The sequence below is a fragment of the Pseudomonas sp. Irchel s3f10 genome (genome assembly GCF_900187515.1).
Taxonomy (GTDB): domain Bacteria; phylum Pseudomonadota; class Gammaproteobacteria; order Pseudomonadales; family Pseudomonadaceae; genus Aquipseudomonas; species Aquipseudomonas tensinigenes.
The window spans coordinates 978,878-990,595 of the sequence record NZ_FYDZ01000001.1 but is presented as its reverse complement, the minus strand read 5'-3'; the positions used below and the strand labels follow the sequence as shown (position 1 = coordinate 990,595).

At 57.9% G+C, this 11,718-nt stretch carries 10 protein-coding genes; 5 read left to right on the top strand and 5 right to left on the bottom strand.

The genetic code is table 11. The features are described 5' to 3' along the window. Positions 1-28 precede the first annotated feature (28 nt). Entirely contained in the window at positions 29-1,372 is a 1,344-nt protein-coding gene (locus tag CKW17_RS04600; protein ID WP_141234551.1) for an MFS transporter, read from the bottom strand. Positions 1,373-1,654: 282 nt separating this feature from the next. Here CKW17_RS04600 and yddG point away from each other — a divergent pair, with 282 nt between their 5' ends. The 3 genes from yddG to CKW17_RS04585 all read left to right on the top strand — a co-directional run bounded on the left by yddG (position 1,655) and on the right by CKW17_RS04585 (position 4,199). Then, positions 1,655-2,593 (top strand): aromatic amino acid DMT transporter YddG, encoded by a 939-nt coding sequence (yddG, locus tag CKW17_RS04595; protein WP_095118905.1) that lies wholly within the window; start codon positions 1,655-1,657, stop codon positions 2,591-2,593. Between the two features lie 91 nt (positions 2,594-2,684). Further along, positions 2,685-3,617, top strand: coding sequence for a hypothetical protein (locus tag CKW17_RS04590; RefSeq protein WP_095118904.1), 933 nt, complete (start codon positions 2,685-2,687; stop codon positions 3,615-3,617). A gap of 18 nt (positions 3,618-3,635) precedes the next feature. Continuing rightward, on the top strand, positions 3,636-4,199 hold the full coding sequence (locus CKW17_RS04585) for a hypothetical protein (RefSeq protein WP_095118903.1): 564 nt from the start codon (positions 3,636-3,638) through the stop codon (positions 4,197-4,199). Between the two features lie 8 nt (positions 4,200-4,207). Here the strand turns inward: CKW17_RS04585 and CKW17_RS04580 are convergent, their stop codons facing one another. The 4 genes from CKW17_RS04580 to CKW17_RS04565 all read right to left on the bottom strand — a co-directional run bounded on the left by CKW17_RS04580 (position 4,208) and on the right by CKW17_RS04565 (position 9,279). Continuing rightward, the gene (locus CKW17_RS04580) at positions 4,208-5,359 is read right to left on the bottom strand and encodes an MFS transporter (RefSeq protein WP_095118902.1); all 1,152 of its coding nucleotides are present in this window, start codon (positions 5,357-5,359) and stop codon (positions 4,208-4,210) included. Between the two features lie 127 nt (positions 5,360-5,486). Further along, positions 5,487-6,722 carry an aromatic ring-hydroxylating dioxygenase subunit alpha gene (locus CKW17_RS04575; RefSeq protein ID WP_095118901.1) on the bottom strand — a complete coding sequence of 412 codons (1,236 nt, stop codon included), beginning with the start codon at positions 6,720-6,722 and terminating at the stop codon, positions 5,487-5,489. A gap of 109 nt (positions 6,723-6,831) precedes the next feature. Then, positions 6,832-8,178, bottom strand: a complete 1,347-nt coding sequence (locus CKW17_RS04570) for an MmgE/PrpD family protein (protein WP_095118900.1) — start codon at positions 8,176-8,178, stop codon at positions 6,832-6,834. 141 nt (positions 8,179-8,319) lie between these two features. Continuing rightward, the gene (locus CKW17_RS04565; protein WP_034154055.1) at positions 8,320-9,279 is read right to left on the bottom strand and encodes a LysR family transcriptional regulator; all 960 of its coding nucleotides are present in this window, start codon (positions 9,277-9,279) and stop codon (positions 8,320-8,322) included. Positions 9,280-9,646: 367 nt separating this feature from the next. Here CKW17_RS04565 and CKW17_RS04560 point away from each other — a divergent pair, with 367 nt between their 5' ends. Beyond that, positions 9,647-10,681, top strand: coding sequence for a glycine betaine/L-proline ABC transporter ATP-binding protein (locus tag CKW17_RS04560; protein ID WP_095118899.1), 1,035 nt, complete (start codon positions 9,647-9,649; stop codon positions 10,679-10,681). A 50-nt stretch (positions 10,682-10,731) separates the two neighbouring features. Continuing rightward, the gene (gene proW / locus CKW17_RS04555) at positions 10,732-11,685 is read left to right on the top strand and encodes a glycine betaine/L-proline ABC transporter permease ProW (protein WP_077572874.1); all 954 of its coding nucleotides are present in this window, start codon (positions 10,732-10,734) and stop codon (positions 11,683-11,685) included. Positions 11,686-11,718: the final 33 nt, after the last annotated feature.

Here is an 11,718-nt window from a genome sequence, read left to right as displayed (position 1 = left end):
CTGCGCTTGACGCAGACTGGCGCAACTCTTAGCGCGTCTCGCACTGAGGCGAAGGCTCACCGCTCAATGCATCGACCATCGGCGGATGCTCCTGCACCGCTTGACGCAAGTCTTCGGTCACCCGCAGCTCCGCACCTGTCGGCGAGAAGGTGGCTGCCGCTGCAAACGGCGCGGGATTGGCCGGAACCGGGCGTTTGCCACGGCGCCACAGGAAGAAGGTGACCATGCACAGATTGACCAGTGCAAACACCCAGAACAAACCATTGGCACCGAACGAATTCATCACCGGCGAGATCATCATCGGGCTGATCGCCGAGCCCAGAGAGTTGATCAGCAGCAGGCCCTGAATCATCGGCACCAACGCTTCGGCAGGGGCGCGGTCGGCGGCGTGGCTGACGGCAACCGGGTACAGCGCAAACACACCGCCACCGAGCAGAAACAACATCACCGCGAGCATTGTTGAGGACAACGGCAGCAGGACGATCACAAGCGACAATACCGTGCACGCCACCGTCAGAATGGTCAGCACCTGTAAGCGATCCTTGCGATCAGACCAGCGTCCCACCGGGTATTGCAGGAGCATCGCACCGAGGATCGTCCAGGCCATCATGCTGCCGACTTCACCGACATTCAGACCGCTGCGTTGCAGATACAACGGCAGCAAGGTGTAGATCGCCGCGATGGTCACACCCGAACCGAAACAGCCGACCAGCCCGGTCGGGGTCACGCCCAGCAGTTGCCGTGGTTTGAGCGGCTCGACCTGATCAAGCAGCGGCGACACGCGCGGCAGGATCACGATCGGCAACACCGACAACGAAGCGAGCATGCCGGCGACCATGAACGGTGCGCTGTCGCTGAGCCCGGTGATCTTGCCCAACGTTGCCTGACCCAGCACACCAGCGCCGTACAGGACGATCATGTACAACGCGAGCAAGCGCCCACGAATCTTCGCGTCGCCGGCCAGCAGCAGCCAGCTTTCGATCACCAGAAACACACCGACCGTGGCCCAGCCGTTGATCAGGCGCAGGGCAAACCAGCCCCAAGTATCATAGAACAACCCTTGCAGCAGGATGGTCACGGCGATCAGCGAGGCAAAACTGCCGTAGGCGCGGATATGGCCGATGCGCAGAATCAAACGGTCATTGAACACGGCACCCAAAGTCAGGCCGATGAAGTAGGCCGATGAAACGATGCCGATCATCGTGGTCGACGCACCGGCAGCGTCCAGTCGAAGGGTGGTCAGCGACGACATGAAACCGTTGCCCAGCGCAACAATGAACAGCCCGAGCAGGGGCGCCAGCGCCATGGCCAGCAAACGCGGAGACATAAAAACCTCTAAAGATCGAACAGCGCAACGTGCGCCGCTGCGCATGCGATTGCCAAGCCGAAGTGTGTTGGGGTGCAAGTGCCCGCCAGATGGGCAGGGCGGTTGGAGACGTTTCGGTCGCCAGATCCGGCGACTGCAAGAGCGCGCGGATTCTAAGGCTTGTGCGGAATTTTCCAATGGCTGTTTGCTGCGACAGTTGGACGCAGGTCAGTCAAGGCTGAGTCATAACGACAGCTCATCCTTTGCAGGGCAAAAATGTTCCTTTATTGATCCTCTTGCGCTGGTTAGCCTGTGCGGTCGGTTTGCCATTTTGTGCCAGGAGTCATGATGCTGATCAAAGGTGAGCGGGCCGCCACGGCGTGTGGTTTGGTGGCGATCGTTTTGTGGAGTACCGCTGCCGGATTGATCAGGGGCGTCAGCGAACATTTCGGCCCGTTGGGGGGCGCTGCGCTGATCTATTCGCTGGGCGCCATGCTCTTGCTGGTATTTCTCGGCCGCCCGCGGATTCGTTCGACATCCAGGCTCTATCTGCTGCTCGGCAGCGCATTGTTCGTTGCTTATGAGGTGTGCCTGTCGTTGGCGCTGGGTTTCGCCAGTGATCGCCATCAAGCCATTGAACTTGGCGTGGTCAATTATCTGTGGCCGTGCCTGACCGTGGTGCTGGCGATTGTCATGAATGGACAGAAGACCCGCTGGTTCATCATCCCAGGCTCCGCGCTGGCGATTTTCGGCATCTTGTGGGTGGTCAGTGGCGAGGGATTATCGTTGCCGGGGATTGTGCGCAATGTTCAGTCCAACCCGTTGAGCTACAGCCTTGCATTGACCTGTGCGATCACCTTTGCGCTGTATTGCAATGTCACGCGTCGCTATGCAGGTGGGCAGAATCTGGTGGTGCTGTTTTTCGTATTGACGTCCGTGGTGCTGTGGGTGAAGTGGTACGTCAGCCAGGAACAGATTCCGCCATTCACTTGGGAAAACTCCCTGGAGCTGCTGGCAGCCGGAATCGCCATGGCTGGCGGTTACGCGCTGTGGAACATCGGCATTCTGCGCGGAAACCTGACCTTGCTGGCGACCGCGTCCTACTCCGCGCCCGTGCTGTCGTCGGCGTTCGCCGCGCTGTGGCTGGGCGTGAGTTTGCAGATGCAGTTCTGGCAGGGCGCTGTGCTGGTGACGGTGGGCTCGCTACTGTGTTGGCAGGCGACCCGGCAGCATAAGGTTTCCCAGGCAACTCCGATCAAGGTCAGCGTGGGCGAAAACCCTCACTGAAAGAGGCCTTAGCGGCCTGCCTTAACGGATGCTAAATTAGCGTCGCAACGCAAGTCTCCCGCAATCACGCGGGTTTATGGAGAGCAACAGCATGGAAGCCACCCCGGTAGACCGTTCAGCCCCGATCCGTTACTGGGCAGTACTGGGCTTGTCACTGCTGTTCAACCCCTCAACCCCGGCCATGGCCTTTACCCCCGAGCTGCATTCGGCCTACGCGCTAAAAGCAGCGCAGGCGTTTCAGCGCTGCCCCGGAGTAAAGCTACCTGTGCAGTTGGGCGAGGCGTTGGCTAAAGGAACGGATGCAGAAGACTCAAGCCCGCTGACGATCCTTCAGCGCGCCACCCACTGGCATTTCTACAACCGCAACGAAAAGCTTGAGCCACTCTGGTTGGTCCAGCGCAATCTGGACGCGATTTTCAACAAACGCATCAAGAAGCTGAACGAGCTGCTGGTGAAACCTGATGCCGACCCGGTTGCGGTCTACGAGCAAGCAGGAAGGGTCTTGCATTACATACAGGACATGAGCGTACCCGGCCATGTCGTGCCGGCTTACCACGCCAAGTTGCCGGGCAATCATGCCGATCCGTTTGATGAGTTCGAGAGCATTGAAGCGCTGCCAGTGTTCGACTTGTCTGACGCGCAGTGTCAGGCGCTTCGTGATAAGGCGGGTGAAGCCGACGCCACCCCTCAACGTTTTCTGGACGCCGCCGCCACAGCGACCTTGCAGGCGATAGAGCAGATAGACGCAGCCGGCAAACCTGTCGTCGACGGTGCATGGAAAGCGTATTGGGTTTACCCCGCACGAGACACCGATGAAGCCCGTAAAGGCTGGGGCCAATACGGTACCTGCGAATTTGCAAAGGGCAATGTCAATGCTGGGTGCAAGCGTGAAGAAGAGCTTGTGGCGTTGTTCGAACAACAGTCTCGGCAGGCTCAGAGAAACTCGGTGCTGATGCTTTTTTATGTGCAAAAGAAGCTGGCCGAAGCAGGCCAGAAAAACGCCAGTGCAATGGCTGATCAATAGTGGGGACTGAAATTTAAAATGCGCCGCTTAATAGCTCATGGATGTGTTGTCGTCAGTGTTGCGATGCTGTGTTCAGGATGTACCTCCTATGCGACCGTGCCGACAATCAACGAACACGCTGGTACCGCAACACAGGAAATCATCTCCAGCTTCAGTTACGAAATAGACTCTCCCTGGAAAAACAGTCGCCTTGGCAAAGACGCCTATGCGCTGACAAAGAACATGATTCCAAATGCACAGGATCTCAGCTCCAGACCTACCGCCTCAAGCCTCCCTGCATTGGAAATCAAAGTCTCGGAATTTTCATTGGGTGGCGCTTGCACACAAGAGTATTTGACGGGGTTGAGTTTCGGTTTGATTCCGAGTTGGTGTACGAGGCCAGACCTGTTCAAGTTTGATTTCATTCTGAATAAAGATAACGGCGTTTGCAGGCAAAAAACCTATTCAGTAAACGCCACAACGGTTTCACATCTCGTGGTGATTCCATTTGCACTGTCGCAGCCCGACAATCGACCACTGACCCTTTATCAGGCTTCGCTAAAAGATTTCCTTCAAGCAGATCAATGTTCCAAAGGCTTGTGACCAGCGCATCAGGCTTTCAAAAATCTCGCGGCGTAACTGACAAACAACAACAGAAAAACCAAGCCACCCAACGCGACCACCAGCGTACTGAGATGCGCAACCATGCCGATAAACGCCGGGCCCATGAGAATGCCAGCGTAGCCCATGGAAATGATCGCCGGAATCGCGGTGCGCTGCGGCATGCGCTGTTGCCGACCTGCCGCCGTAAACAGCACCGGGACTATGTTCGAGCATCCGATACCGACCAAGGCATAACCCAGCAAGGACGCCTGCCAACTATCGAATACTAGCGAAACCAGCATGCCCGCCGCCGCGCAGACCCCGCCCAGCGCTACCACGCGAACGCCACCCAGTCGGCTGACGATGGCGTCTCCGGTCAGGCGTCCGAGCGTCATCGCCGCCGCGAAGCTCGCATAACCCAAGCCTGCGTAGCTAGGTTCCATTGCGCGTTGCGAGGCGAGGAAAACCGCGCTCCAGTCGAGCATGGCGCCTTCCGTCAGGAAAACAATGAAACACAGACAGCCCAACAGCAGCACGATCCCCCTTGGCAGCGCCAACAACGGGCCGTCTCTCTCCGTGCCATAGGGCAACAAACTCGGCGCAGCCTTGTACAGTGCGGCGAGGATGATCGCTACCAGACATAGCACAGACAACAGCGGATCCAGGCCCAGGCTGAGCATCGCCGTCATGGCCCCGGCACCGGCGATACCGCCGACACTGTAGAGCCCGTGGAAACCGGACTGCAGGGTTTCGCCGCTGTTCTTTTCAACAATGATCGACTGGATATTGATCGCGCAATCGAGCATGCCCATGCTCGCGCCGAACCCCAGTGCGGCAAGTGCCATCCCCGGCAGCCATGTCAGATGGCTGAGCATCGGCAGCACTGAACACAACGCGACAGTCGAGCAGATGATCACCGGTTTGCAGCCAAAACGCGCGGTCAGGTAACCGGCAAACGGCATGGCGACGATCGAGCCGATACCAAATCCCAGCAACAACAGGCCCAGTCCGCCGTCGTCCAGTCCGGTACGCGCTTTCACCAACGGAACGAGCGGCGCCCAGGCCGACATCACAATGCCGGTGATCAAAAATACGATGCGCGTGGACACGCGTTCGCCGTGGTTTGCATAAGCTGCCAAAGATGACGTCGAGGTGTTCATTGAGGCGGACATCCTTATCGGTGTCTCCCGGCTTTTTTGGCGACGAACCGGAACAACAGCTTTTCGAGACGAAAGAGTCCCTGCCAGCATCCGTCGGGATGCTGGCAGGGAGCAGGGTTAACGCAGATCAGCCAACAGACTTCAAAGGGATGGGGCCTTTGAGCCGATCCATCATGGTCGCGCAATACCAGTCATCGAACTGGCAAACGCCGGTCTCGGCGGTTTCCGAATAAGGTCCAGGCTCGTACGAAGGCGAGGTCACGCCGCGCTGGGTGCCCTCGACCAGCGTGCGGTCCTGATCGTTGGTGGCAATCCAGACTTTGGTCAGGCGCTCGAGATCGTAATCAACGCCTTCCACTGCGCTGTCGGGTACCAGCCATTTGGTGGTGACCAAGGTTTCGGTGGCGCTGATCGGCAGCACACGGAAGCTCAGCGCATGGTCACCGAGGAAGTGATTCCAGGTGGAGGGGTAGTGGAAGTACAGCAGCGCGCCGATGTCCGCTTCAGTTGTCTTGTCCAGACGGCCGGCAACGGCCGGTTTGCCATCCATGGTGTAGCTGACGGCACCGGATGACAGCGGAATACGGGTCATGCGGAACTGGCCGTTGATATCCATCACCAGACGGCTTGGCAGCCCGGCGCTCTCGCACTTGGACCAGTAGGCCGATAGCTCTGGATCATCTTCGCCACTAACACCACCCACCGAAAGGTTATCGACGAACGAATGCAGCAGCTCCGGGTGTGAGCCGTCGCAGTGATAGCACTCGCGATTGTTTTCGAAGACCAGTTTCCAGTTGCCTTTCTCGATGATGTTCGACTCGAACGCCACTTTGCAGTTTTCAAGATAGTGCGGCGCGATGAAAGGGCTAACGGCTTTGCGGAAACCCTCGAAGTCCGGGGCCTTGGCGGCGACGCAGACATAAATGTAGGTATCGACGATCTCGCAGTGAACGTTTTTCAGACTGTATTGGGACTTGTCGAAATCCTGGCCCATGTTGCCGGCGAACAACAGGTTGCCATCCAGCTCATACGTCCATTTGTGATACGGGCAAACCATCTTCGCCACTTTGCCGTGATCGGCCTCGCAGATTTTTGCGCCACGGTGACGGCAGGCGTTATGGAACGCCCGAACTTCGCCGTCTTTGCCGCGTACCACTGCGACGGGATAGTCACCGATCTGTAGAGTGAAATACTGCCCCGGCTTGGTGATTTCAAAGGTGTGGCCGGCGAAGATCCAGTCCTTGTGCCAGATCTGCTCAAGGTCCTGGCGGTAAACGCTTTCATTGCTGTAAAGAGCGCCAGGCAGCGAGTGCCAGGCTTTACGCTGTGCGATCAGGTCAAAAACGCTTTCTTTATTGTTCATTGTTATCCTCCCATAGGCGACATGGTTCTCAGCCTATATGGCCGAAGACAGACGTCACAAACGACATTTGCTGTGGGCAATTCATGCGTTGACGTTATCGATGAGGGCCTCACTGGAGTGGCGGAACGGCGTGAAAAATCCCTTCCAGGGCAGTAATGGCGCAGCTGGATTGAGCGATGTGTTTGATCGCTGTTTTCACCTCGGCACTGCGCTCTACACCGAGACCGCTGGCGAACAGATCAAATTTCTGACTCAGCTCTTCAGCGCTGAGGGGCGTTTCGGGGTCGCCCCGCGCGGCAGTGATCGGACTCACCAGCACGCCGCCGTTCTTCAGGGTAATGGTTAATCTGGAGAGAATTTCGTCGGGAAAGCGGGCCGAGATATCGGCGGCTTCGACGATTTCGATACGGCGGCTCAACGCCAGAATATCTTCAGCAAAAATCGCCGCCCCGGTGACTTCCTCCGGGCCGACCTTGCCCCGGACAATCAGTGCGGCCAGCGGAAAGGCCAGGGCGTACTGCGCCTGGTCGGCGTCACTCGGCGTATGCCCCTGCAAACACATCGACTCGTAAAACGTTTCCACGCGAACGGTTTCAATCGAGTCGGCATCGAGCTGAGGATTTTCCCGCTGCAGTTCGAGCATGGCGGTGAGTGCCGGTTGCGCCCAACGGCAGACCGGCCAGGGTTTGAAGTACTGACTGTCGATCTCCCAGCGGGTACCGATGTCGCTCCAGTATTCGGCGACGGTGACGTCTTCAACCGTTTCTGCCGGTGCACCGGTGATGCCTTCCCGGGCCATGAGCAGCGCGTTCAAACCCGCAAATGCGCCTGCGCCGTGGGCATCGCGCAGCATCGTCGGTGCTTGTACCACGCGCATCATCGGGCAGCGTGCGCTGAAGTACTCGGCGATGCCCAAGGCATGGCGAAACGTCGGTTCATCGAAGCCCAGCAAGCGCGCCCCGGCACACACCACGCCCAGCGCGGAAAAACCGCCGGATGCGTGATACGTCGGCGAGGTCGCCATCAATGCGGAGCCGGCCCGCAGCGCCGTTTCATAACCGATGCACAGGGCGGTGAGCAGTTCATGGCCGCTGATCGACTGGCCTTGATGATGCAGCGCATCGGCGAGGGCAAGCACGGCGGGAACAACAGTCGCTCCGGCGTGCCCCTTGGATTTGAAGTGGCCTTCGTGGGCGTCGAGGCTGTCAGCGCTGAACCCGCCGGCCCACGCTGCGCCGAGCACGTTGACACGCTGCCCGGCAAAGATCAGGCGACTGCTATAGGCGCCCGCCGGGTAATGCCGTTCGGCAAAACGTCGCATTGCGCTGCTGGTGTCATTGCTGGCCGCACCGGCCATGACGCCGACGATATCCAGCAGACTGTCCTGCACGATTGCACGAGTCTTGAGCGGGGCATCGAGGAAATCAAAATCGCGACAGAATTCGAAGAGTGACATTCAACAATCCCTTCCTGTGAGTTGCGCCGGGCCGATCATGGCCGGCGCAGCTCAACAATGAGCCAAGGGAAGGGTGCCGCTCTAGCAACATTTTCGGCGGGCTATTGATAACCAAATCAGCCGACGCCTGTGCGGACTGGATTAACGGCGGGGAAACTTCGCCAGAATCCATTCACGAAAACGCCGCAACTCGTCTTCGTTTTCGGAGCTTTCGCGACAGCTCAGGTAGTGCCAGCTGTTGCGCAGTTGCACCTGTTGCTCGATCGGTCGCACCAACAGGCCTTGCTGCACCAATCCCGTGACCAAGTGATTCCAGCCCAGCGCAATGCCCTGATGGGTCAGGACCATGCTGATCAGCAGGTTGTAGTCGTTGGCATTGAAGATCTGCGGACTGTTCGGCGGGCGGTCATCGATATCGATGGCCTGAAACGCCAGCCACACACCCCAGTCGACATGCTCGGCGACTTGCGAGCGGCCATAGGGACTCAGGTTGAGCAGGGCCGAATCGCGCACGCCTTCGATCGTCGCAATCTCCGGGTGTTTCTCCAGATACTGCGGGGTGCACACCGGGTAAATTACGTCGTGGCACAACGGATAGCTTCTATAACCATCACGGATGCGCGAAATCTTGGTGATGAAGATGTCCGGCTGTACACCGGGCTCCATGGTCAGAAAGTTCTGCGTGGTGATCAGGTTGAGCTCGATGTCCGGGCACTGGGCGAAGAACTCCTGCAGATGATTCGACAGCCACAGCGCGGAAAAGGCCGGCGAGCAACAGACGGTGAGGACCTTCTTGGTCGACTGGCTGCTGCGGATGCGTTCGGCGGCCTGGGCGATGTTGACGAACGACAGTTGCGCGGCATCGAAGAACACCGCGCCGGCCGCCGTCAGCTCCACCGCCCGGCCGACGCGGGTAAACAGTTGCGCGCCCAGATAACTTTCCAGTTCACGAATCTGCCGGCTGATGGCGGCTTGGGAAACGCACAACGCCTCCGCCGCGCGGGTAAAGCTTTCGTATTTGGCCGCGGCGACAAATGCCTTCACAGCCCTCAAGGACGGCATTTTCAGCAGGATGGTGTCAGGGTCGACATGCTTGCTCATTCGTACACTCTCCTAACGATACAGCTCCCCAACGAAGCGCGAGGAGGGTAACGGAACCGTGCGGGGAGGGCTACGCGAGCGTCGCTGTGGGGATAGACCCGGTCGCTCATGGTGCTGACGCGGCACTCGGCAATGGCTGTCGTCGCAACCGATAACCCGACGTTATCGAATTGTGCCTGTAAATGTAGTTGGATTAAGCGGGGTGATGCTAATAGATTTGAAACATCCCTTTTTCCTGGGACCTCAAAAATAATAAAAGGAAGCCCGTCGTGAAGACATCTATTCATTACCGCTGCCGCTTAACATTATTTTTGCTCGTTTGCCTGTCGCTTAACGCGAAAGATGCACGATGCGAAGGAGGCAAGGTATGACAAGTTCCGACGAGATCATCTGCGTAAAGAATGTTTTCAAAGTCTTCGGTACGCAGCCAGCACTTGCCATGAAAATGGTTAAAGAAGGCGCGTCAAAAGCTGAAGTGTTTAAAAAGACCGGTCAGGCGATTGGTGTTTTTGATGCCAACTTCTCTGTTCGCCGCGGTGAGATTTTCGTCATCATGGGTTTGTCCGGCTCGGGCAAATCGACCATGGTCCGATTGTTCAACCGGCTGATCGAACCGACCTCCGGCCAGATCTTTCTCAATGGCAAGGAAATCACTGGCCTGGGCGACAAGGACTTGTTGCAGGTTCGCCGCAAAGACATGGGCATGGTCTTCCAGTCCTTTGCTTTGATGCCGCACATGAGCGTCATCGACAACGTCAGCTTCGGCCTGGAAATCAGCGGTGTCAGCGAGAAAGAGCGCTATTGCCGCGCGATGGGCGCACTGGAGCAGGTCGGGCTCTCGGGGCAGGAGCTGAGCTTTCCTCACCAACTCTCCGGCGGCATGCAACAACGTGTCGGCCTGGCCCGCGCGCTGGCCAACGATCCCGCCATTCTGCTGATGGACGAAGCCTTTTCGGCACTCGATCCGATGATTCGCAGCGAGATGCAGGGCGAGCTGATCAAGCTTCAGGCCGAGCAGGATCGCACCATCATTTTTATCTCCCACGATATTGAAGAAGCGGTTCGCATCGGGCACCGCATTGCGATCATGGAAGGCGGGCGCGTGGTGCAAATCGGCACGCCGCGTGAACTGCTGTGCAACCCGGTGAATAAATATGTTCGCGATTTCTTTAATGGCTTCGACACCAGTCGCATTCTGAAAGCGGGTGATATCGCGCAACAGGATTGCAATGTCGCGTATATACCGGGCGGGCAAATACCGATTAAAGCCGAAGCGTCTCTTCGCGACATCTTTCATTTGGTTGCGGCCTCGTCAACTCCCATGCCGGTGGTGGATGAAGTTGGACTTTATAAAGGTTCGATTTCGCAAGGCCATCTTCTGAGCTGTCTGTGTAATAGCTGAACTGCGAATAATCAGAATTGATTTACCGCTTCTGAGGGCGAGGTAGCACCATGTCAGACTTCAACTTTCTAGATCCTTTCCAAAGTTTAAATATTCCCTTGGGTTCGTGGGTAGAGACCGCCCTTAAATATCTGGTGCACAACTTCAGGGAAGTGTTTCGCTCGATCCGTTGGCCGGTCGATCAAGTTCTGGACGGTGTGCAGTGGGGACTGCTGTCGGTTCCGCCCACGGTATTCATCATCATTGCCGGACTGATCAGTTGGCAGATTGGCGGCAAGCGCATCGCCATTTTCAGCGTCGCTACCCTCACCGGGCTTGGACTGATCGGTGTGTGGAGCGATGCGATGGTCACACTGGCCCTGGTGCTGACGTCGCTGTTGTTCTGCGCAGTGATCGGCATACCGCTGGGCATCCTGTGTGCACGCAGTGATCGCACGGAAATGATCATCCGCCCGGTGCTGGATGCGATGCAGACACTGCCGGCGTTCGTCTACCTGGTGCCGGTGGTGATGCTCTTTGGTATCGGCAACGTGCCGGGTGTAATCGTCACCATCATCTTTTCCGTCGCGCCGCTGGTGCGGCTGACCAACCTTGGTATTCGCCAAGTCCCTGCGGACAAGGTCGAAGCCGCCCGAGCGTTCGGCTGCACGGCCACGCAAATGCTGATGAAGGTGCAGTTGCCGTTGGCGGCGCCGACGATGATGGCCGGTCTCAACCAGACACTGATGCTGTCGCTGTCGATGGTGGTCGTCGCCTCGATGATCTCGGTGGGCGGTCTGGGTTTGATGGTGTTGAGCGGCATCGGCCGCCTCGACATGGGCCTGGCCAGCGTCGGCGGCGCCGGGCTGGTGCTGCTCGCGGTATTCCTTGACCGACTGACCCAGGCAATGGGTGAGCGCAGCAGCGATCTGGCCACCGGTCAGCGCTGGTATGAAAGCGGCCCGGTGGGGCTGGTCATGAAACTGAAGAAAAAGAAGAACGTTGCACGTCCAGTGACGAATTGAGTTGGCCTGCTCACCCCATTAAAAATTCCAAGC

Coding starts and splice junctions, on each gene's coding strand:
- CKW17_RS04600 (WP_141234551.1), bottom strand. CDS start 1,372: ATGCGCAGCGGCGCACGTTGCGCTGTTCGATCTTTAGAGGTTTTTATG.
- yddG (WP_095118905.1), top strand. CDS start 1,655: ATGCTGATCAAAGGTGAGCGGGCCGCCACGGCGTGTGGTTTGGTGGCG.
- CKW17_RS04590 (WP_095118904.1), top strand. CDS start 2,685: ATGGAAGCCACCCCGGTAGACCGTTCAGCCCCGATCCGTTACTGGGCA.
- CKW17_RS04585 (WP_095118903.1), top strand. CDS start 3,636: ATGCGCCGCTTAATAGCTCATGGATGTGTTGTCGTCAGTGTTGCGATG.
- CKW17_RS04580 (WP_095118902.1), bottom strand. CDS start 5,359: ATGAACACCTCGACGTCATCTTTGGCAGCTTATGCAAACCACGGCGAA.
- CKW17_RS04575 (WP_095118901.1), bottom strand. CDS start 6,722: ATGAACAATAAAGAAAGCGTTTTTGACCTGATCGCACAGCGTAAAGCC.
- CKW17_RS04570 (WP_095118900.1), bottom strand. CDS start 8,178: ATGTCACTCTTCGAATTCTGTCGCGATTTTGATTTCCTCGATGCCCCG.
- CKW17_RS04565 (WP_034154055.1), bottom strand. CDS start 9,279: ATGAGCAAGCATGTCGACCCTGACACCATCCTGCTGAAAATGCCGTCC.
- CKW17_RS04560 (WP_095118899.1), top strand. CDS start 9,647: ATGACAAGTTCCGACGAGATCATCTGCGTAAAGAATGTTTTCAAAGTC.
- proW (WP_077572874.1), top strand. CDS start 10,732: ATGTCAGACTTCAACTTTCTAGATCCTTTCCAAAGTTTAAATATTCCC.